The 20,442-nt window shown below is 64.8% G+C and carries 16 protein-coding genes and 4 pseudogenes; 7 read left to right on the forward strand and 13 right to left on the reverse strand.

Annotated features, from left to right (window positions below):
• Positions 1-4 precede the first annotated feature (4 nt).
• From ACWDTP_RS04660 to ACWDTP_RS04685, 6 genes are all read right to left on the reverse strand, one after another.
• Positions 5-2,833 (reverse strand): ATP-binding protein, encoded by a 2,829-nt coding sequence (locus tag ACWDTP_RS04660; protein ID WP_450017056.1) that lies wholly within the window; start codon positions 2,831-2,833, stop codon positions 5-7.
• A 4-nt stretch (positions 2,834-2,837) separates the two neighbouring features.
• The gene (locus ACWDTP_RS04665) at positions 2,838-3,080 is read right to left on the reverse strand and encodes a hypothetical protein (protein ID WP_450017058.1); all 243 of its coding nucleotides are present in this window, start codon (positions 3,078-3,080) and stop codon (positions 2,838-2,840) included.
• 124 nt (positions 3,081-3,204) lie between these two features.
• Positions 3,205-4,125 (reverse strand): hypothetical protein, encoded by a 921-nt coding sequence (locus ACWDTP_RS04670; protein ID WP_450017060.1) that lies wholly within the window; start codon positions 4,123-4,125, stop codon positions 3,205-3,207.
• A 42-nt stretch (positions 4,126-4,167) separates the two neighbouring features.
• A complete protein-coding gene (locus tag ACWDTP_RS04675) occupies positions 4,168-4,899 on the reverse strand; it encodes a hypothetical protein (protein WP_450017062.1) in 732 nt (243 codons plus the stop codon).
• Positions 4,896-6,851 (reverse strand): hypothetical protein, encoded by a 1,956-nt coding sequence (locus ACWDTP_RS04680; protein WP_450017064.1) that lies wholly within the window; start codon positions 6,849-6,851, stop codon positions 4,896-4,898. Before ACWDTP_RS04680 ends, ACWDTP_RS04675 begins: the two co-directional genes overlap by 4 nt.
• A 31-nt stretch (positions 6,852-6,882) precedes the next feature.
• Positions 6,883-7,218: a hypothetical protein gene (locus tag ACWDTP_RS04685; protein ID WP_450017066.1), complete on the reverse strand. Its 336-nt coding sequence runs from the start codon at positions 7,216-7,218 to the stop codon at positions 6,883-6,885.
• Between the two features lie 212 nt (positions 7,219-7,430).
• Between ACWDTP_RS04685 and ACWDTP_RS04690 the strand changes: the two genes are divergently transcribed.
• The 3 genes from ACWDTP_RS04690 (at position 7,431) to ACWDTP_RS04700 (ending at position 9,937) form a co-directional block, all read left to right on the forward strand.
• Positions 7,431-8,138, forward strand: a complete 708-nt coding sequence (locus ACWDTP_RS04690; RefSeq protein ID WP_450017068.1) for a hypothetical protein — start codon at positions 7,431-7,433, stop codon at positions 8,136-8,138.
• A 68-nt stretch (positions 8,139-8,206) separates the two neighbouring features.
• Entirely contained in the window at positions 8,207-8,785 is a 579-nt protein-coding gene (locus tag ACWDTP_RS04695; RefSeq protein ID WP_450017070.1) for a hypothetical protein, read from the forward strand.
• 366 nt (positions 8,786-9,151) lie between these two features.
• The gene (locus ACWDTP_RS04700; RefSeq protein ID WP_450017072.1) at positions 9,152-9,937 is read left to right on the forward strand and encodes a sce7726 family protein; all 786 of its coding nucleotides are present in this window, start codon (positions 9,152-9,154) and stop codon (positions 9,935-9,937) included.
• Here ACWDTP_RS04700 and ACWDTP_RS04705 read toward each other — a convergent pair.
• The 5 genes and pseudogenes from ACWDTP_RS04705 to ACWDTP_RS04725 form a co-directional block, all read right to left on the reverse strand.
• A pseudogene (locus ACWDTP_RS04705) lies at positions 9,903-10,544 on the reverse strand (endonuclease domain-containing protein); the annotation flags it as partial. The gene ACWDTP_RS04700 and the pseudogene ACWDTP_RS04705 overlap by 35 nt on opposite strands.
• Before the next feature lie 40 nt (positions 10,545-10,584).
• The gene (locus tag ACWDTP_RS04710) at positions 10,585-10,788 is read right to left on the reverse strand and encodes a hypothetical protein (protein ID WP_450017074.1); all 204 of its coding nucleotides are present in this window, start codon (positions 10,786-10,788) and stop codon (positions 10,585-10,587) included.
• Between the two features lie 48 nt (positions 10,789-10,836).
• Entirely contained in the window at positions 10,837-12,675 is a 1,839-nt protein-coding gene (gene eccA / locus ACWDTP_RS04715; RefSeq protein ID WP_450017076.1) for a type VII secretion AAA-ATPase EccA, read from the reverse strand.
• 81 nt (positions 12,676-12,756) lie between these two features.
• Positions 12,757-13,662 (reverse strand): annotated as a pseudogene (locus ACWDTP_RS04720) (type VII secretion protein EccE); the annotation flags it as partial.
• 285 nt (positions 13,663-13,947) lie between these two features.
• Positions 13,948-14,219 (reverse strand): annotated as a pseudogene (locus ACWDTP_RS04725) (DDE-type integrase/transposase/recombinase); the annotation flags it as partial.
• Between the two features lie 57 nt (positions 14,220-14,276).
• On the opposite strand from ACWDTP_RS04725, the pseudogene ACWDTP_RS04730 reads away from it, so the two are divergent.
• A pseudogene (locus tag ACWDTP_RS04730) lies at positions 14,277-14,564 on the forward strand (transposase); the annotation flags it as partial.
• A gap of 36 nt (positions 14,565-14,600) precedes the next feature.
• On the opposite strand, the gene ACWDTP_RS04735 reads toward ACWDTP_RS04730, so the two are convergent.
• Positions 14,601-14,966, reverse strand: a complete 366-nt coding sequence (locus ACWDTP_RS04735; protein WP_450017078.1) for a DUF732 domain-containing protein — start codon at positions 14,964-14,966, stop codon at positions 14,601-14,603.
• 336 nt (positions 14,967-15,302) lie between these two features.
• On the opposite strand from ACWDTP_RS04735, the gene ACWDTP_RS04740 reads away from it, so the two are divergent.
• Positions 15,303-16,490 carry a thiolase family protein gene (locus ACWDTP_RS04740; protein ID WP_450017080.1) on the forward strand — a complete coding sequence of 396 codons (1,188 nt, stop codon included), beginning with the start codon at positions 15,303-15,305 and terminating at the stop codon, positions 16,488-16,490.
• A gap of 58 nt (positions 16,491-16,548) precedes the next feature.
• Here ACWDTP_RS04740 and ACWDTP_RS04745 read toward each other — a convergent pair whose 3' ends face one another.
• Positions 16,549-18,033, reverse strand: a complete 1,485-nt coding sequence (locus tag ACWDTP_RS04745) for an aldehyde dehydrogenase (protein WP_450017082.1) — start codon at positions 18,031-18,033, stop codon at positions 16,549-16,551.
• 263 nt (positions 18,034-18,296) lie between these two features.
• Between ACWDTP_RS04745 and ACWDTP_RS04750 the strand changes: the two genes are divergently transcribed.
• Positions 18,297-19,040 (forward strand): amidohydrolase family protein, encoded by a 744-nt coding sequence (locus ACWDTP_RS04750; RefSeq protein ID WP_450017084.1) that lies wholly within the window; start codon positions 18,297-18,299, stop codon positions 19,038-19,040.
• 40 nt (positions 19,041-19,080) lie between these two features.
• Positions 19,081-20,400, forward strand: a complete 1,320-nt coding sequence (locus ACWDTP_RS04755) for an SLC13 family permease (protein WP_450017086.1) — start codon at positions 19,081-19,083, stop codon at positions 20,398-20,400.
• The last annotated feature ends 42 nt before the right edge of the window (positions 20,401-20,442 follow it).

Below are 20,442 nucleotides of genomic sequence, written 5' to 3' on the forward strand. Positions count from 1 at the left end.
CGCTTCATTCGCGACCTTTACGCTGATCGATCGGTGTGGTGCTGAGCGCCTCGCGCAGCCTGGGATCAGCCGGGAGCAGGGACTGCACCTCAGCGACCTGGGCGACACCGACACCGTCGCCCTCGACGTCGTCGGAATCGTTGATCATCGACATGAAGAACCTGCCGTTCTTCATCTCCATCACTTCCTTGATGGTTCCTTCATTGATCGGAACCGCTTGGAACCACTCAAGATTGGCTATCGCCAGGTCGCGGTCTTCGGCCTTGCCGAGGAACTTGATGGTGATCAGCTTGTAGATATCGTCAGCCAGGTCGACCTGGCCCGCGTGCGACATGAACACCGTGACCTTCCGGTGCTTGCGGTCGTCGCGCAGTTTCGGCTCCATCATCTGGTGACCTAGCGGCGTCCTGGTCACTGTCCACGATTCGTCGATAAACAGCCACGATGTGCCGTCGCGCTGCTCGAAGGCCGCATCCAGGAACGCCACCACCAGCGGGTAGATCGCCAGTGCGTAGCGCTCCTCGGGCTGCAGCTTCTTGTACAGGTGCTCGTTGAACACTCGCTGCGCGCTCGGCAGGGCAAATCCGTGGGTGCGGAACACAGTGCCGAGTGCGGTCAGCGTCAGCGCCGGCAGGCTCTCGTCGAACACTGCGGCGGCGAACGGGTTGTATGCCCACGACGCGATCTTGCGGCCGACGAGCTTCGCGGCCCGTTCGGGCTGCGCCTTGAGATAGCGCGACAGCGCCATCATCGATTCGATCTTGCCGCACCCCAGGTTGTCTGGGTTGAGGGCCTCACGCAGCGCCAGCTCTTGCTCATCGTCGGCCAGGGTCAGCAGCTCGGTCAGCAGGGCAAAGGCGCGCAGGGACGCCGTCTGGGGGGCATGCGCCCAGACCTTGAGTGGATCCATCGAACCGGGTGGTTCGGCAACGTCGATCACCTGGACCTCGTCGGGCGGCAGCGCTTCGGCGAACTTCACCCATTCGCCTGTATGCCGCAGCGGGTTGAGTTGGACCTTGATGTTGCTGCGGTCGATGGCGCCCCATGATTGACGCCGGCCGTGCGCTTGGTAGGCCAGCACTTTGCCGAACGAGGATTTTCCACCGCCGGGGCTGGTGATGAGGGCGATGGTGCTGGCGCGGTTGGACTGCAGGATCTCATCAGCGTCGACCCGCACGAGATCGCGTAGGCCGGTGGTGAGGTTCTGGCACCAGATCGGGCCGGTCTCGTGGCCGATGGTCGCCGTGGTGAACGGGATGAACTCGGCGAATTCGTCGATCGTGGTTTCGTCGACGATGTTGTCGAGCATCGCGCTGCGTGGCGCGCCTGGTTGCATCGCGGTCCACAGCTGCTCCTGCTGGCCGGGCAGCGGCGGCCGGAATTTGATCTTGGACCGCGAGAACGTGGTGTTGAGCGATTCCACCAGTTGCGCAACGTCTTCGGGTGTGCGCCCGCCGACGGCGATGAAGATGTTGAACGTGACGCTGTGCAGGTCAGGGTCTTCGGCGAGTTTTTCCGAGTACAGCTGGTGGAGTTGTTCTTCCCGACTGAACGCTTTGACCGCCGAACTGAGGTGGGCAGTTTCGTCCTGGTTGTCGGTGATGATGGTGTTGGCTTTTTTGTTTTCCTCTTCGACGACTCCGCGGTCTTTGGGGCTGCACCGGATGGCGACGTCGATCGGCGCTTCCATGTGGGCGAAGGTGCTGAAAATATCGGTGTCGGGCCAGTCGATCACGTCGGGCAGTTTCGCGGTGAGGATGGCCTGGTATGTCGTGGTGTTTCCGGTCGTGATTTTGAGCACCGGCGACAGGTACTCTCCGGTGAGGCTGAACCGGCGGCGTAGTGAGACATCGCTGATCGCGCCGTCGTCGAATTCGATGTCGGGCAGTGCCTCGGGAAGGTCGGTGCGACCGAGTGTGGGGACCAGCTCGGCGCCGCGCACTGCGTGGGCATAGAACGCCCAGTACATCTGGGCTGGTGTGGCGGGCCTCAGGTGCCAGGTGAATGGCAGATGCGAGATGATCTCGTCTCGGCGGATCGCCGCCTTGGCCTCATCGTCGCCGACGTAAATGGTTGCGGTGAACACGTTTCGGCTCGGCCACGTCGATGCGTCGTCTTGGGCCTTGGCGACGAGTTGCTCCAGGAGCCCGACTGTGGCATCGGCGTACATGCCGATCTCGTCGAGAGCCTCGTCAGCCCGCTCATTCTCGGTGAACGAATTCTCGAGGAGCTCCTCGAACGTCTGCGGTTCCTTGAGCAGGCCGATGTGAAACCCGTGGCGCAGCAGGACGCGGAACAGCAGCTGGTGTTCCTCCAGTACCTGCAAGCTGTGCTCGTCGGTCACCCGCCCGTTGGGCAGCGGGAAGGGCACGCGGTACTCGGCCCAGAACTTGCCGCCGACGTCGCGGATGTTGCCGTGCACGATGCGAGTAGCGGCCAACAGCGGGTGGTTCTTGTCGCGCTGCTGTGCCGGGTGGAACGGATTGGCCCCGGACAACTGGGTTGGTCGGGCCAGGATCATGTCCACACGCGAGGTCAGCCAGTCTTGCACCGAGGCATCCCTCGGCATGCGCCGTAGCCGGCGAATGATCTTGACGCCGATGTAGAGCACCACGCCGGCGCCGAGAACTCCGAGTGACAAGCCGCCCATGGTGGATCCGGTGACCCGGCCGAGTGTGAATCCGGCGGCCACGATCGAGCAGGCCAGGAACACTGCGGCCGCGGCGACTGGCAGGTCGCGTGTGCCTTCGTAGGGTCCACCGAACAGTGGTTCACCGCGGCCTGTCGTGCCGACGAGCCGTTTGACGTGTCGAATCGCTGTGTAGATGAACATAGGTTCAGAACAGCGAATGCCAGATGTTTTGGATGAGCCCGCCGAATTGCCCCCAGGCACCGGGAATGATCATCACGGCACCCAGCGCCCACCAAGAGCTGATTTTCTTCCAGCCACGGATATTGACGTCGTCATTGCCGTCGTTTCCCGAGTGCACTGCAAACCCACCTTTGAGGAAGCAGGCGACCCCTGCGGCCATCAGACCGAGGTTGAGGATCGACATCATTAGACTTTGTGCTTGGTTCATCGTTCACACCTCCTGCATTCGGATTTCGTCATCAGCTCTGCCACCACCGGTGACGTCCGGGGTGATCGTGGTTCTCATCGAATTCCTCTCGCTCACATAACGAATGCCACGTGGCAGCTCACGACTAGCGGGTTGCATCGGATTTGGATTCCTTCACCGGCGGTGGCGAAGCGATATCGGCAACCACCCATCGGCCAGCCGAGGCGGTGAGGGTCAGAGTGTAGGAATTTTCCTCCGTCGAGGTTTTCGACGCCCAGACGATCACCTGTACGGGCAGCACACCTTCGACCTTGTTGGGCACGGCCGCCGCTGCGGTCACCGACACCATCTGGGCTCGACTGTAGGGCGGGCGTGCGAACGCCGGAACCTTTGCGGTGTCGGCGTCGCGCGCCAAATCCCCTTTGCCACAAAGCCATGCGTCGAAGAAGTCCCGCAGGGTCACCACTATGGCCTTGTCGGAGTCCTTGCAGCCCTCTTTCTCGTTCAGATCGGCGCATTTGATGTCGAGCGAGCTCACGGCAACTGGGGCCACTTCCGGCCCGGCCAGCTCGTCGGGCCGCCGGCCGGGCAGTTCGACAGGCCGGAACGCCGGGCCCGCGGTGGCGCGCATCTTGGTCTGCCAGACCTCCGATCCGTCCGGAGTGACGATGCTGACCTTGACCAACCAGACTGAACCGTCCTTGCCGTCAGGCGCTTTACCCTCCTCGCCGTCAATGCGTTTAGCGCTCGACGTAGACGAAAGAACGGTCTTACGCGGCAACGGAATACCCTGCTGCCCCTCGGGAGCCTTGATCAGATTCGCACCAAAGATCGCCTTGAGCCGCTCGGCATCTCCAGGGTTGGCAGTCAGGTAGGCCAACGTCGCGTTGGCTCCCGAGGCCGTGACCGCGTCGACGAAGTCCGGGCTGGCCACTGTGTCAGGGGTCGAGCAGCTGCGCGAGCACGATCCGACCAGCGCCAGCAGAATCAGCGGCCATGCCACAAACCAGACATACCGCGGGTAATTCTCCCTAATTGCTGAGCGCGCAATATCCGACCGCCACATAGGCCGGATGCTAACAGCATTAGGGGTTTCCCCGTTTCACCGTTATTCGGCAATAGTGATGTCGATAACTTCCGATACTTCAAAGGTGCGTTCAGCCGACCCAACCCATGGGAATTGGTCAGCGGCCAGGCCGCCGATGAGATCGGCGACTTCGCCGTAGTCACCGGTGCGCGAAGCCTCCGCGATACGCGCTACAGCGTCTCCGTCGACGTAGATATCGGTGTGCCACAGCTGGTCAGTCTTGTACCTTTCGCCCTTACTGAACAGCGTGGCCACGATCGCGACTTCAAACCGCAAACTTTCTGGCATCTCCTCGGGCAGGTCACCGCCGTGGTCGCGCCAACGTTTGACTGCCGAGGTGGACATACCGAACTGGCGGCCGAACTTGGCGATGCTGCCGGCATGGTCAATGGCCGCCTGGCGGGCCATCTTCTCCTCATCGACGCCTCGCGGCGCGCTGCCGGCCGACTTGTGCCGGCGCAGCGTCCGCTCGGCCGGGCGGCGTCCGGTTTCCCGTTCGATCCTCTTGGCCAGCTCCTGGCGCGCGCGGCGGTCGGCCTCAGCGACCCGCTCGTGCTCTTTAGCGGTTTCCCAGCGCCGCCCGCGCAGTTCACGCAGCTTGCGCTTGGCCAGGCCCCACAGTGCGGCGCTCACCCCGCTGCGGCCGTCGACCAGCTCGTCGGAGGTGCGCGGCTGCGGCGGTGGCGGCGCTGGTGGAGGCGGCGCAGGCGGTGGCGCCTCCGGCCCGCCGGTGCGGCGGCGGATTTTTCTCATGGCTGTTCACCGGTGGTGGTTTCTTCGATGGCCTTGATGCGGTACTTGCCGTTGGCAGTCGATTCTTCGGCCAGCACCGACGGATCGATCTCGGGCGGCAGCCAGTACATCCAGGCGTCGACGTCGGCGGCCACTGGGTACAGGTTGTGGGTTTGGGCGATGTTCACGGCGAACGCCATGGCCCGGGCACGGGTGTCGGCCGTGATCGCCGCGAACCACACCGGCTGATGGTGGTGGTACTGCTGCGGGGACCACTTGGCCGACCGCATCCGTCCCAGATAGGCCTTGTACACCGCCTTGAGCATGTCTTCGCGGTCTTTACGGCCCTCGGCAATGGCCTCGATCAGTCGCTTGCGGATGGCATCAGCCCACGACCGCAGCAGCCGCGACTGGTGCGGCCATACCCACGCCGCGTCAATGCCGAGCTCGACGGGGGCCAGGCCGGCGCCACCGAGATCGGTTGGGCTGATGAGGTGCCGCACACCGCGAGTGGTGGTCCAGAACGTGCGCGGTTCGTCCCACGCCATGTACTCGATAGGCAGCGGCAGGCGCCGATCCAGCCCGTCGATTTTGTCGCCGGCCGGTGTCGTGACCCGGCACAGCGCAAACGGCGGGTTCTGGGCGTTGAACATCTCAGGTTCGGGGTGCTCGACACGGGTGGGATCGCCGTACCCGAACTCGCCCGTGATCGCTGAGGCCAGGTACGCCGACCGCTGGTCTGTCTCCACTTTGCGGTGCTCACCGCGCGCTTTGTGCGGCCGCTTGCTGATGTGCAGGTCTGGGTCGAGGTCAGACTGGGTGGCCTGAACCTCCCCCGGCAGGGGGCAGCCTTTGACGTTCTTGATGGTGCTGCCGCGGCGCTTCACATCGGCGAACGCCGCACCCACGGTGCTCCACCGCGATGCCGGCGCAACACCTTGGCCCAGGCCCGCGATCCAGGCAATACGCTCGGCCAGAATCGGCACGGCCTCGTCTTCGTCTTCGGGCAACTCGGTATCGGTGTCCAGGGTGCCTGCCACTCCGAGATCGTTGGGCCGAGCGTCGGCCGGATCGAGCGGGAGCCAGGGCACAAAAACCAGCTGCGCGGATCGCCGGGTCGGGGCTGATGCTCCGTTCTCGTTGTCCTCGTCGACGTCGCTGTCGGCGTTGGTGCCGGTTCCCCAGCGGCAGGTGAAAAACCCTGACTGTGCCCAGCTGACACGGCATCCGAAGTGCTCAGCGACGATCTCTTTGACCTCGTCCGGGTCAGCATCTTCGACCGCGATGCCGATCGCGTCCATGGCTTCGGCGGTGAACCAGATCTGCGGCAGCCCGTTGGCCGGGGGCTTGCGCCAATGCCAGTTCAGGAATCGCGGGATGTTGCGCGCCTCGGGCAGATGACGCGTCAACACCCAACCGGAGGGAACAGCGACGCCGCGCGAGGACATGATGACCACCCGCTCATCAGCGGCTCCAGGCGCTTCCCACACGCGGCGACCCTTGACCCACGCCGCCGGATCGTCCGACTGGGTGGGCACGGGTGCGTTCGATGGCGGCCCTTCGCCATCGGCCGGCGTGGTGTCGTTGCCGCTGTCGTCCGCAGCTTCGGCCGGGGTCGCCTCCGCCTCGGGCAGGTCTGTGTCGACATCGCCGAGGGCGGCCGCGGCCTTTCGGTACTTCCCGTCGAGCCAGTCCTGGGCTCTCCACTCCAGCCAGCCGCGGGTGAATGCACCGGCGGCTTCCTCTCCGACGATCACGTCGGGCTCGGGAAAGGGGTTGTTTTTGTCGTCGGGAATTGTGGGTCGACCCAAGGCCGCTAGCACCTGCTGACGTGAGTGCACCGCCAGCGGCCCAGGGCCGGTGATGGCGTGTTTTTCCACGAGCCAATCCAGCATCGCAATGACGTCGTCAACTTCGGGGGCGCTCTGCTCGATGCGGTATGTCCCGGTGGGTGTGGTGACCAGGTACTCCATGTCAAAGCCTGCCTGCTGGTGGATGGATGGATCAGGGTGTTGAGCGGTCGGCGTCGGGACGTTTCGGTGCGCGTGGCACCTGATCGGTCAGCCCGATCGGCAGCGTTCCGTTGCGCCACCGTTTGCGTAGCGATTCCACAGCGCTGGCCGAGCGGCTCAGTTGCGTCGCAGCCTGAGGAACCGTCAATCGCATGTCGAGGGCGATTCTGGCGTCGGCGATCGTCCACCGGCGGCCGTGCTCCTGGCCTCCAGCAGTGCGAGTGGTGCGGCGCTGGTGGTACTCGCGCCGTTGACGGCGACGCCGCTCCTGCCCGGTTTCGAGGTGAGCGGCTGTCGGCGGGGCTATGTTTTGCGGCTCCTCGCCCATGACCAGCCTTCCCTCGTCAGCAAACCCGGCAACGCCGGACTGAAACTCTGACTCAAGCATATCGGTTGTTCGGCCTGTCTGTATGCACGTTGGCCACCACACCTCGACAAGCAGCCGCCCAAGCCACCATGCGCCCCACCCCCGACACCACCGCCTACCACCACTCCTGCGGCGTGAAACGGGAAAACTGAATCTCCGATATCGTCCGATTGGTGGCGCACCACCGACACCTCGCCCCGCCCCAGCGGTTGCGACGAATTGCGCTATTCACTGCGCAATTCTTTTTCGTGCTTTCAGCATTCTTTGCATTCACCGTAATTGCGGTTGCTCCGCACGCTCAGGCACGTCCCTCCGGCCCTGTGACAGCCGGTGATGTGATCGTCCAAGACGGCACTCGCTGCACCCTTGGCTACGTCTACCGCGTCGCCGGGCACACGATGGGTGTCAGCGCCGGCCACTGCGCCTCAGCAGGATCCGATGAGCCGATCAAGAATCTCGACGCCGGAGTCAGCGGCCGCACCGTCAGCATCAGCTTCACCCCCGGCAGGGACGGCAAGCCTCCCCAGAAAGACTGGTGGCTGATCGATTTCGGCGACGTCGCCTGGTCCGATCGGATCGCCAACACCAACTACCAGGTGATCACCTACGTCAACGCCCGCGAGTCCGACTGGGTCTGCCATTTCGGCGCAGGCTCCAAGCGCGAGATCTGCGGCTTCGTCAGCAGCGTCGACAACCCGCTGATCACCGTCACCCAGACCGGCCAATCCGGCGATTCCGGTGGCCCCACCTACATGAAGATCAACGACAACTACGTGGCCATCGTCGGCCTGTGGCAAGGCCATTTCCAGCAGCCCTACCCCGGCGGCTACGCGATGTCGCTGCCCGCCGCACTGACCTACTTCCGGGCGCACACCACCTGAAACAACCCGCCCCGCAAGAACAACCGTCCACACCACCAATGGCCCCAGGAGAGAAAGCGGTGATACCGATGCCCACACTGACCAGCCTCGAGAAATGCCACACCCTCACCACCCCCGGACCATTGCAGCGCCGCGCCGCCGGCCGCCGCGCCAGAGCCCAGGCCGCCCAGTTCGGCAGCTTCGACGAGGCCGCAACCCGCGCCCTGGTCGCACAACTCAACGCAGACACAGCATCCCTCGGCCGGCGCATCGCGATCCTGTCCTGCCTGGCCCAGCCCGAAGTCAACACCTGGGCCACCATGATTCGCGGCGCCCTGCCCACGCTGGAGGTGGCCTCCCCCAGCCTCTGCGCCGGCGCACTGACCGAGGCCGGCAGGATCTCGCGCTGGGGCCGCGAGACCCAACTGCATGTCCACGACGCCAGGGTCTTCGTCAACGCCTACGTACCCCACCCGCCGCACTACAGCTCGATCGATCACCTCTACGTCGACACCGTGGTCTGGCACGCCGGCCGCCAACAGTGGGAAATGCCCTACTCCTACAACGAACACCTCAGCTCCGAACGAAACAGCGAGCAACCCACCAGCCAGACCCGCCCCGCCGGACCCGACCCCGAGACCACCGGCTCAGTCCCGCTGCGACGTTGACCTACACGAACTTTCGCAGACTTTGAGAGGAACTGACTGACATGGCGACGAATCAAGTACCAGCGTCAACAACTGACAATGCCGACACCCCCACTGTTCGAACTGTGGAGATTCCCGGCCGCGACGAACACGACGGGTTGCACAGCGTGAAGGTGACCCTCCTGTGGGAATGCCCACGATGCGGCGGACCGCGCGGTGACATCTTCCGGACGCTGTCCTACGACGGATCACGACGACTCAATTGCGACGGCTGGAAGAACCCGTGCGGCCACATCGACTTCTACTCCGCAGTCAGGCGCGAAGCAGGCATCAGCCGACCACGAACCCAGTGAACGCCGCCCCGCCCCGCACCATCTGCGACCAACCATGACGACCTTGCAGTATCAGCACGCCCGGCAACTTGCCCAGGCCTTCTCTACCCGGGTAATCCGAGAACGGTCCTACCAGCACCGTCCGCTCCCACTGGACCGGCTCCAACCGCTCCTCGATCTGGTCGACGATTCCGCCCCACTGAGGGACGCATTCGAAGCGGCATACACGTTGGTGCGCAACAACTATCGCTGCGAGTACATCTACAAGAACACCCTGGTTGAGGGCCTGACTGCGGCCGACAACGCCATCATTGAGCTACCTGTCCAGATGTCGATCGCCGACACAGTCATCATCAACGACACCGCGAGCGCCTACGAGATCAAAACCGATCTCGACAGCTTCAGCCGCCTCGAACTGCAACTGTTCAGCTACTCGTTCTGCTTCGAGCACGTCAACGTCGTGACCTCCGAAGCCAGGGCACCCCGTGCCGCGGCCGAGATCCCCGACCACGTCGGCGTCCTGGCCCTCACCACCGCCGGCGAGCTCGCGGTCGTCCGCGCGGCCCGCGCCGACTACGCCCGACTCAACCAGGTGGCCATGTTCCGCGTCCTGCGCAAAGACGAGCGCCTCGCGATCCTGCAGCGCCAACTGGACTACACCATCGACGCGCCTCTTTGCGCTTGTCGGCTTCGGTCTTCTTGTACTTGCCGTAGTGCAGCCCGAGCTCGGCGGCCGGCGGCGCGTTCAGGTACTCAGCGAAGACGCATCCAAACAGGTGCGCGCAGTACTCGACGCCGCCGTTGCAATCGGCACACAGCAGGCCTCTCACCGCCCCGGTGAGGTGGTCGTGGTCGACGACGATTTCCGGCGCCCGCCTGCAGATGTGGCAGTCGGCACCGAACTGTTCGACGAGTATCCGGGTGATCTTGCCGAGCTTGGTGTTGGGGTTGAAGTACGCCGGCCACACGCCGCGATCGCAGCGTTCGCGAGTGTGGGTCAGGCTGGGTTCGCGAACCACGTCGGTGAGCGTGAACGTCCACTCATGTTCGCGCCCAACCGTTTCCCACTCTGCTTGCTCGGCTGCATTGGCGATGACCGGCTTGGCGGTGTACCTGTTGTCACGCTTGAAGACCCGGTAGTGCCTGCTGTGGTGAACCACACCGGCGGAGTCAGGTTCGCCGCAGGCCAGCTTTCCCGCGGTCATCAGGTGGTAGTGGCTGTCGCTGCCGAGAACCGCCGTCGCACCGACGTGGCGCTGCTGTCCACCTGACGGGCCGATCCGGCAAGGCCGGTGGGACAGACCCATGATCTGCCAGTCCACTTCGGCGAGCTCGGCGTACTCCATGAGCCGCCAGATCACGTTCTTGTATCGCCACAGCGGCAGCTCGGCCGCCTGGCGCGGGATCTGCTCGACGGGCACCCGCGCCGCCGGAGCCGGTGATCTCATGGCCGCAGTGTCCCCACAGGCTCCGACAACCGCCCAGCCGTCAACGGGTGGTGGCGGGCTGGATCTGCTTGAGGCGCGACTTGCGGACGGTGAGCGTCGAACCGGCCTCGTCGATCCGGCCACGGTTGCTCTCCGACCCATACCGCAGCGTGTGGTCACCGACGAGCTCGATCCGGGCCCAGGTGTCGTCTTCCCACCGCAGCCACCCGGTGATCAAACCCTTGACCGAATGCCGCCACGTCATCGGCTCGGCTGCGGGATCGGCTGGAACAACACTTATTTGATGCTCGTCTTACCAGACGATGGCGGCCATGTCGCGGTTCTGCGCGCAGACCTCGCGCACCGCGACCTCGACGTCCACGCCGCTGATGAGTTTCAGATCGTCGACAGTGATGTCCTCACCGCCACGCTTGCGCGCTACCACACGGCTGTCCCGCAGGCCTTCGGCCCGCTCGATGACGTTGCGGGCGAACCGGCCGTTTTGCATGACGTCGATCCCGTGCTTGCCATCGGGAGCGGTATAGGCCCGGATCGTCGAGGCCATGTCCAGGAACACATCGCGGGCGCTGTCGTCGAGCACGCTGGCGCGCGGGCTGGCGTAGCGGTGGCCGATTTCGACGATTTCGGCCGGCGAGTAGGACTCGAACCGGATCTTGCGGTTGAACCGGGAGAACAGGCCGGGGTTCACCTCGAAGAAGTCATCGACCTCTTTTTCGTAGCCGGCGCCGATGAAACAGAAGTCGAACCGGTGGACTTCCAGAGCCATCAGCAGCTGGTTGACGGCCTCCATCCCGATCATGTCCGGCTTGCCGTCGTGATGGCGCTCGACGAGCGAGTACACCTCGTCCATGAACAGGATCTGACCCAGGTGCTTCTCGATGAGAGCGTTCGTTTTCGGGCCCGACGTCCCGATGTATTCGCCGCAAAAGTCCGATCGCCGAACCTCTTTGATGTCGGGGTTGCGCACGATCCCCAGCCCGGCGTAGATCTTGCCGACCGCCTCGGCCGTGGTGGTCTTACCAGTACCGGGCGGGCCGGTGAACACCATGTGGTTGGTCTGACCTTCCACCGGCAGCCCATGCTCGATCCGCATCGCACGCACCTCGAGTTGGTCTTCCAGCGCTCCCACCGACTCCTTCACCGCCGCGAGACCGACCTGCTTGGCCAGCAGCTCGCGCCCTTCGGCGAGCAGCTCGGCGCGCCGCTCCTGCGCGGAGTCCTCGTCGAGCTCGTCGCGGCTCTTGGCGCTGCCGGCGTCCCACCGGTCGGTGCGGCTGCCGATCGTCTCCTCATCGGTGACCGTCAGAATCAGGTCCGGGTTGTTCAGCGCGGTCTTAGCATGCTCGACGAGCACACCGTTGACGGTGGCCTTCGACAGCCAGATCTGCGCCTTGTCCTCTTCCTTGAGCTGGCGGTACGCCATGCCCCTCACGTAGGCCAGATCAGCGACCAGCAGCGGAATGTCGGTCGGCCCGATCGAGGCGGTCAGCACTTCGGCGCCGAACCGCCCCGAGGAGCGTTCCTGGCCGGCGACGTCGACACGGTCCAGCCAGTCCAGCGCGACACGGCCCTGCCCGAGGTAGGCCGCAGCGTAGGCCGCCAATGCACAGATGGACGCGGTCACCGCAGGCATGATGGTGGCCTTCGGCGGCAGCTCCTCGGCGGCCGCGGCCAACACGTCGGGCCAGCGCTGTGTGGTGGACATCAGGAACGTCTGGGCCAGCTGCCGCCACTGGAAGTTGCCCCAGGTGTCCAGCAAGTCCTCACGCCCAAGCAGCTCGGCGGCCCGGTCATACTGCCCGTTGATTGTCAGCGCCGACGCCAACGCCAACCCCACGTGCGAGGCGTCGGTCACCGTGATCGACAGGTACGGGCCCAGCTGGATCTCGGCTGCCAGACTGCGGCCTAATCGCGCGGTCTCACGGTGCAACGTGTCGCGGTGGCCCCACAGCTGCTCCAGTGTGGCCAGCTTGTCGTCCCCGCAGGCGATCCGGCCCAGCCACGCATCGGCCATCGACTCCGCGGCGTCGGTCGCCGCCACGAACTCATCGAGCGCGGCCGCCTTCCCCTGGCGATCCATGATGTCGAACGCTTGGTTGAAATGCCTACGCGCAGCTAGCAAGTCATTCATGCCCCGTGCTCTCCCCACATCCGTCATCGTCTACGTCATCGTGCCTGTCGAGCCGCCCTGGCGCTGCCGGCGCATCGACCACTACTGCGCCATCGACACCGCGAGCGGTTCCTGGCTGACGTAGCGGTTCTCCGCGCGGAACATGTCCATCTCCACCAGATACGGCTGCGGGTCTCCGGCCGCGGTCACCCGCAGCACCGAGCGGTTGACCTGCTCAATGATCACTTCACTGCTGTCCCGTTCCGGCGGCGGCGTCCCGGCCGGCACGACGGTGATGACAGTGGCCGGCCGCGGCGATGGCGCCAACGGCGTATCGATCGCGACGCTCCGCCCTGTCCCGTCCGCGCTGGGCACCACCCTCGGTACACCATCGACGACACTGACCGTGGTGCGCGGCGCCGGCCGCGGCTCACTGACCACCGCCACGTCAGGCATCCGCACACTGGCCCACCGCGCCCTGTCGCGGGTGTGCACACAGACCCGCTCCCCGGCACCGGATGTCCGGATGATGATGCGCTTGGCGACCGGATCGTCGGCGGCGATGAACACCCGGCTCAGCTCCCCGACGTCGGTCAGCGGGGTCAGCAGCCGGTCGCCGTTGCTCAACCTGCCCAGCAGCACCCCTGAGGGCCCCACCTCGGTAAGCAGGCTGGCCGGCAGCGGACTGGGCCGCAGTCCCCGCACACGCGGGCGAGGACCGCACATGTTGGCCGCCGCAGCGGCGGCCTGTTCTCCGGGCAGCCTGCGCAGCACCACGCTCGGCGGCGTAGGAAGCGGCTGCGGGGTACGCACGGTCACCGTCGCGGTGCAGGTGCCATTCGGGTAGACGGTCACGTTCTGGATCACTTCGTCGACGCGCAGCGCCCACGCCTCAGCCAACACCTCCGACGTGATCGCCTCGGCCGGGTAGGCGTAGGTGGTCAGCCAGCCGTTCTCGCCACGCAGTGTGTTCCACCGCTGCGCTGAGGCCTCCAACCCCTTCATGCCCCTCTAAGCCGATGTCGGTGATAGTCCGGGCGGGTCGGCCCTCGACCAGACTTCCGCTGTGCAACGGCGCGTCAACATGGGTATTGCAGTGGCTGCTCATCACTACGGTGTCCTCCCCCCACCCCTCCCCATTCGGCAGATCTTCAACTCGGCACCCGAACAACGCCTGCATGTGCTTCGAGACCGCTCGTGGCGGGTGGCCCATATTCAATCTGCGGCCCGAGAACCACCCTGAGCGTTTCGTACTCGTCCGGAACCTCGATTTCGGGGCCGCCCCGCCACACCCCGACCCATCGATCCGACCTTCTCATAACGGCCCAGTGTGTGCACGAATCTTCGTGACCTGAACTGAGATCCGCGATCATTGTGCGTAATGCATCCGGCGACTGCGCCGCGGCGCGCCACCGCATTTCCGATGGCGGCCAACCGGGACTTCATCCGGGAGTCGATCGAATACCCCACGATCCGGTTGGACAACACGTCTTTGATCGCACACCGGTAGAGCTTGCGTCGCCGGTGTGATGCTCGGTGATATCGCTGAGCCACAACCGATTTGGTACGTCTGAATCGCCCCGGTAAGTACAGAGACTTCATCTCTTGTGAAGGATGGACTCATGGCAGGTTCGAGGAAGTATCCGGCTGAGCTGCGTGAGCGTGCAGTGCGGATGGTCACTGAGGTGCGCGATCAGTATGCTTCGGAGTGGGCGGCGATCGAGTCGGTTGCGGCCAAGCTGGGCATCGGCACGCCTCAGACACTCTTGAGCTGGGTGCGCCGCGATCAGATCGATTCCGGTACCCGCCCCGGGGTGAGCAGCGACATGGCCGAGGAGCTGCGGCGGTTGCGAGCTGAGAATCGAGAACTCAAGCGGTCCAACGGTATTCTGAAATCTGCTTCGACGTTCGGGATGCGCGCGGAGGGGCCGCGGGAACGGTGCGGCCTACCCGGTAGGACGGTAGCCTGCCGCCGAATTCCGCAATCGCCATATCTGGGCAGGGCAGAGGATTCCCACTGCGGAGGACACGACGTAGTTCCCCGATTGCTCGTCGTTGGGAGACACATCCCGCTTCGTCATTGCCATCACCTGGTCGTACGGAATCCCCTGCGCCACCTTGTCGCAAAGCCCCCAGCCGTACCCGAGCGCGTCGTTGTTCGGAAAATCGAAATGTCGCCGAACGACGACGTTGTACACGTACTCGACTTCAGGTGCGGGAACGGCGTGCGCCTGCGGTGCGACGCCCAGCACCGAACATGTCGTCAGGCCGACCGCCGCAGCCGCAGTGCACCATCGCCTGATTCCCTCCATCGAATCAGCCTCGCACAGATGCAAACTGAGAAACAGTTCAACAACGTGTTACCTTGCGGCGACAGGTTCGCACACCGGAACCGCGGCCACTCGCGCCATCGTGATCACCCCTCGTGAGCCACGTCGCGGAGGGCCGGACGTCGACGGCTGCGGGCCCGGTACAGCCCGTCCGCCGATGTGTCGACGACGTGACGCGGCGAGCGTCCGGATTCGCGGATGATGTACCGCCCTCGCGGCCGAAGGACTGGTTTCGTACCCGCCAACGGCGAGTTTAACGAGTGTTAACATGGGGTGTGCGCCGTGCAGGGTATTGATGTGCGATGAGGGAGACGAGCCGTGACCGTAGACGCTCTACTGATCGACGCCGTTCGATCCCCGCTGTGCTTCGATAGCGGCGGCAGCCTGAGCGCCACGGCACCAATGGAATTGGCGCGGCAGACGATCACCGCCCTTCTACGACGCACGGGCATCGACACCGGTGACGTCGACCGCGTTCTGGTGCAGTTCGGCGACCGGGCTGCGCGAGATGTCGAGCGCGCCGGCAGCTTGATCTGGCCGGTGACGTCGCTCCCGACGCGCATGCCGGCCGTGACGATCGATCGCTGGTGCGGCACCGGGCAGCGGGCGATGCATCACGCAGCGCGGTCCATCGTGAAGGGGCTCAACGACATCGTCGTCGTGGTCGGCGTGGAGTCGTCGGATCACCCCGACCCGGTGCACCGCGGTGCGAAGAACGGGCACGGCGGTAGCCGCGACTACACGGTGGACGGGCTATCGCGGGGACTCGCCGCGGAGATGCTCGCGTCGGTGAAGCACATCGTTCGGGACCAGCTCGACGAGTACACGGTGCGTTCGCATTGGAGGGCCGCCGAAGTCGCGAATGCGCGTGAGTTCGATCGCGAGATCGCACCGGTGCTCATCCGCGGGCTCCGCGGCGAGCCCGATTGCATCGTCACTCGCGACGAGACGATAAACGCGAATCTCACCTTCGCACAACTGAAATCGATGAAACCCGCCTTCATCGATCAGGACGTGGCGCAACGACACCCTGAAATATCCTGGTCGATGACGGACGGCAACTGCGCACGCCACGCCGTGGGAGCATCTGCCCTACTGTTCATGAGTCCGCGACGAGCGACCCACTTGGCCATCACCCCGCGGGCTCGCATTCACGGGTTCGCGATCGCGCAGGGAACGCCGCGGGTTCCACTGGACGCCCCGCTTCGGGCCACCGAGCTCGTTCTCGAATCGACACGGATGGATGTGACCAGGTTCGATCACATCGAGGTGGACGAGGAGTTCGCTTGCGTCCCACTGGCGTGGCTGGACGAGTTCCACGTCGACACCGACCTGTTCAACCCGCGAGGCGGAGCCTTGGGCCTGGGGAACCCGCGAGCATGCGGAGGCATTCGGCAGGTCACCACCATGTTGAGCGCGCTGGAGGCCACCGGCGGGCGGTACGGATTGCAGGCCATGGGCGCCGACGCCGGCGGGGCTTACGCCTCGGTGCTGGAACGCTACTGAGACGCGGGCCGCAGAACCAGCGCGCCGGCGAGCCGATCTCGCCGGCGCGCTGGCCGGTTCAGTGTTCCCCGTAGCCGGAGGGAGCCGAATCCAGAACCACCGTCTTGGTTTCGAGGTAACTGGCAAGGCCCTCCCTGCCTCCCTCGCGGCCGATACCCGACTGCTTGTAACCACCGAAGGCGATTCCGAAGTCGGGCTTGAAGCCGTTGTGGCCGACGGTGCCCGAGCGGAGTTCCTTGGACACGTCCAATGCCCTGTCCGCGTCGGTCGTGAACACGGCCGCGTTCAGCCCGTAGATCGTGTCGTTGGCGATTCGCACGGCGTCACGCTCGTCCTCGGCGGCGATAACGCTCAGGACGGGTCCGAAGATCTCCTCCTGAGCGATCGTGTGTGAGCTGTCGACGTTGCCGAAAAGGGTCGGCTCGATGAACCAGCCCCCTGGCACACCTTCCGGGCGCCCTCCCCCCGTGGCCAGTGTCGCACCTTCCGAACACCCCAGGGCGATGTACCGCTCGACTCGCTCACGCTGAGCCTCCGTTGCCAAGGGGCCCATCTGCGTGCCGTCATCGAAGGGGTCGCCGACCTTCACCTGCGAGAACATGCCTGCAAGCGCTTCCACCATCGCGTCGTGCCGATCCCGTGTCACCACCACTCTGGTCAGCGACGCGCACACCTGTCCCGTCAGGAAGCACTCCATGCCGCCGATCGCCATCGCCGCAGCCGAGATGTCGGCGTCATCGAGCACGACGGCAGCCGACTTCCCTCCCAACTCGAGCGTGACCCTGGCCACCCGCTCACCGCACAGGGATGCGATTCGACGGCCCGCAGCAGTCGATCCGGTGAAGCTGATCTTGTCCACACGCGGGTCGGTCACCAGGAGCTCGGAGACCTCCCTGTCCGCGGTGACGAAATTGAGCACACCCGGCGGCAGGCCCACCGCGGCCGCGCACTCCGCCACGACGTGGGCGGCTCCCGGTGCCTGCGGCGGCGACTTGAGCACGACCGTGCATCCCGCCAGCAGCGCGGGCCCGGCCTTGTGGACGATGTACTCCAACGGGCCGTTCCACGGGAAGATCGCGCCCACGACGCCCACCGGTTCGCGCCGGAGGAGACCGAATCCCCCCCACATGCTCGTCAGTCCGGGCTCCTCGAAGGCGTAACTCGACGCGAGCTCCGCGTAGGCGTCGAGGGCGTGCGAGCCCATCGCACCCCCTCGCTGGGCGATCGAGTAGATGACCCCGGATTCGCGTGTCCACAGCTGTGCCAGGTCCTCGGTGCGCGCTTCGATCGCACGCGCGAGCGCGATGAGGTACACGGCCCTCTCGGCGTGCGACATCCGTGGCCACGGCCCGTCGTCGAAGGCTTTCCGGGCCGCACCGACCGCCCTGGACACATCCTCCGCATTCGCCTCGGCCACTCGGTAGTACAGAGCTCCCGTGCCCGAATCCAACACGTCGAGGGACGCACCCGACGCGGACTCGACCCACTCTCCTCCGATGTAGAAGCTGTCGCCGTTCTGCACTGGTGCGGACAACGTGGTCATCTCGGTCAACTCCTTCGATTGGAACTCTTCCCCTTCGACGCTAACACAGCAATGAACTTATGCTAACTACCTACATAAGTTATATACGCAGTTCAACGCGATTATTGTTAGCTTTGTTAGCAGCTGTTTACTATCTGCGATCCACGCCCTACCCTGCTGTCATGGTCGTAGTGGACACCTGGTGCAACGCGTTCACCGAAGCCGCGTTCACCAAGTACTGGTTGGAGACGCCCGAAATCGCCGAAGTAGTTCGGTGGTGGCACATGGAGTCGCGCCTGGTCGGTCGAACGCCTGGCGAATTCACCCAGTACATGGACGACACCGGTGTGGACGTCGTGCTCGTTCCGTCGGTGAAGATGCGCGCGCACGAGAGCGCGAGGATGGTCTGGGACGTACCGGATCACGAGGTCGCGGAGCTCGCCGCACTCGCTCCGGGGCGCATTCTCGGCCTCAGCGGAATCGATCCCACGAAGGGCATGGCCGGCGTACGACAGCTCGCCGCCAGTGTCACCGACAGCGGCTTCGTCGGAGCACACCTGCACACCTACGGCTTCGGCATTCCGCTCAACCACCGACGCTATTACCCCTACTACGCCAAATGCGTCGAACTAGACGTCCCCGTGGTCATGCAGGTCGGTCACTCGGCGGAGCGCATGCCATCCGAGTTGGGCCGTCCGATTCTGCTGGACGACATCGCACTCGACTTCCCGGATCTGAAAATCGTTGCAGCGCACACCGGATGGCCGTGGATCGAGGAGCTGACGGCAGTCGCGTGGAAACATCCCAACGTCCACATCGGCACATCAGCCCATCACCCGAAGTACTGGGACGCGCGCCTCATCGACTTCGCCAACGGCCGCGGTCGCGGAAAAGTTCTCTTCGGCACCGACTTCCCCGTCCTCACCTACGAGGAAGCCCTACCCGCAATCGACGCACTCGACCTGAAACCGACTGCCCGCGAGCTGCTTCTGGGGAACGCGGCCCGCGAACTGTTCCGTATCGGCTGAGCGACGCCTGCCTCGACGGCACGAAAGGCCCCGTCCCCGAATGGTTCAGGTCGTCTCGCTCGCGGCTCTCGTCGCGATGTTCGCCGTCGGAGTGACGACCTCGATCAACATCGGAGTTCTCGCCTTCGGCGCCGCCTTCGTCATCGGCAACCGGTCGACAGACCTGACGACCGGTGACATAGTCGGCCTCTTTCCGAAGGAGATCGTGATCATCCTCCTCGGAATCATGGTGTTGTTCGGCGTCGCCCGATGCAACGGCACCGTCGACCTGTTGGTGTCCTGGGCGCTTCGACTCATGCGCGGTAAACGCTGGGCACTCGTGTGGCTCATGTTCGTTCTCGGCGCGGCGTTGATGACCGTGGGAGCGGTGCTCGCACTCGCCCTGCTCGCCCCGATCGCGATGCCGATCGCCGAGCGATACCGCATCGATCCACTTCTCATGGGGATGATGACGTGCCACGGCGTGGTCGGCGCGGCGTTCTCCCCGATCACCGTGTACGGCGCGTTCGCCAACAGTTGGATGACGTCGACGGGTCTGCCGACCGACCCGGTTCTGCTCTACGTGATCCCACTGAGCCTCAACTTCGTCATGGCTCTGGCCCTGTTTCTGGTCAGGGGACGGGATCTGCTTTGCGATCCACCTGACTACCCCTCGCCGGAGGATCCCGCTTGTTCGGATCGCGCACGGCAGCCCGGTACACCCGGCCGAGTAGAAGCGGCCGACGGATCGCCCGCAGCAGCCGACACGATCACACTGAACCGACGGCTCACCCCTCTGCGCATGATCACCCTGATCGGGCTGCTGGCGCTTCTGGTCTCGGCACTGCTCTCAGCGGACGTCGGTGCGTCGTCCCTCGTCATCGCCTCGGTTCTACTCCTCGTCGCACCGAGAGTCCATGCGGCCGCACTCGACAGCGTCCACTGGTCGGTCGTGCTCGTGGTCAGCGGAGTCCTCACCTTCATGGGCGTGCTGCGAGCCAACGGCACCATCGACTACCTCGGCGCGCTCGCGAGTTCACTCGGAGCGCCGATCCTCACCATGCTGGTGCTCTGCGCGGTCGCCGCCCTCATGTCATCGGTCGCATCGTCGATGGCGACTCTCGGAATCGTGCTGCCGCTTGCCGGATCGGTCGTGCAGTCTCACCCGCAGACTGCGGTCGCCCTCGTCGCGGCGATGTGCTTCGCGGCCTTGGTCGCAGACATCAGTCCGTTTACGACGAACGGCGCCATGGTGATCGGTTGCGCGAAGGTCGCGAACCTCCAGGCATTCCGGCGTTCCATATTCGCGTACTCCGGATACGTTGTGCTCACCGCGCCGCTTCTGGCATGGTCGGCCGTGGTCATTCCGGTTACGACCTGATCGATTGGCGGGCCGTGGTCCCGCGCGAGGTTCAACCCCGCC

It is taken from the genome of Mycobacterium sp. NPDC003449 (genome assembly GCF_053588415.1).

Bases quoted from the DNA above. Each gene is read 5' to 3' on its own strand.
- ACWDTP_RS04685 (WP_450017066.1), bottom strand. From the start codon at position 7,218: ATGGGCGAGGAGCCGCAAAACATAGCCCCGCCGACAGCCGCTCACCTC.
- ACWDTP_RS04680 (WP_450017064.1), bottom strand. From the start codon at position 6,851: ATGGAGTACCTGGTCACCACACCCACCGGGACATACCGCATCGAGCAG.
- ACWDTP_RS04755 (WP_450017086.1), top strand. From the start codon at position 19,081: ATGGTTCAGGTCGTCTCGCTCGCGGCTCTCGTCGCGATGTTCGCCGTC.
- ACWDTP_RS04735 (WP_450017078.1), bottom strand. From the start codon at position 14,966: ATGGAGGGAATCAGGCGATGGTGCACTGCGGCTGCGGCGGTCGGCCTG.
- ACWDTP_RS04660 (WP_450017056.1), bottom strand. From the start codon at position 2,833: ATGTTCATCTACACAGCGATTCGACACGTCAAACGGCTCGTCGGCACG.
- ACWDTP_RS04670 (WP_450017060.1), bottom strand. From the start codon at position 4,125: ATGTGGCGGTCGGATATTGCGCGCTCAGCAATTAGGGAGAATTACCCG.
- ACWDTP_RS04745 (WP_450017082.1), bottom strand. From the start codon at position 18,033: ATGACCACGTTGTCCGCACCAGTGCAGAACGGCGACAGCTTCTACATC.
- ACWDTP_RS04700 (WP_450017072.1), top strand. From the start codon at position 9,152: ATGACGACCTTGCAGTATCAGCACGCCCGGCAACTTGCCCAGGCCTTC.
- ACWDTP_RS04710 (WP_450017074.1), bottom strand. From the start codon at position 10,788: ATGACGTGGCGGCATTCGGTCAAGGGTTTGATCACCGGGTGGCTGCGG.
- eccA (WP_450017076.1), bottom strand. From the start codon at position 12,675: ATGAATGACTTGCTAGCTGCGCGTAGGCATTTCAACCAAGCGTTCGAC.
- ACWDTP_RS04665 (WP_450017058.1), bottom strand. From the start codon at position 3,080: ATGAACCAAGCACAAAGTCTAATGATGTCGATCCTCAACCTCGGTCTG.
- ACWDTP_RS04695 (WP_450017070.1), top strand. From the start codon at position 8,207: ATGCCCACACTGACCAGCCTCGAGAAATGCCACACCCTCACCACCCCC.
- ACWDTP_RS04750 (WP_450017084.1), top strand. From the start codon at position 18,297: ATGGAGTCGCGCCTGGTCGGTCGAACGCCTGGCGAATTCACCCAGTAC.
- ACWDTP_RS04675 (WP_450017062.1), bottom strand. From the start codon at position 4,899: ATGAGAAAAATCCGCCGCCGCACCGGCGGGCCGGAGGCGCCACCGCCT.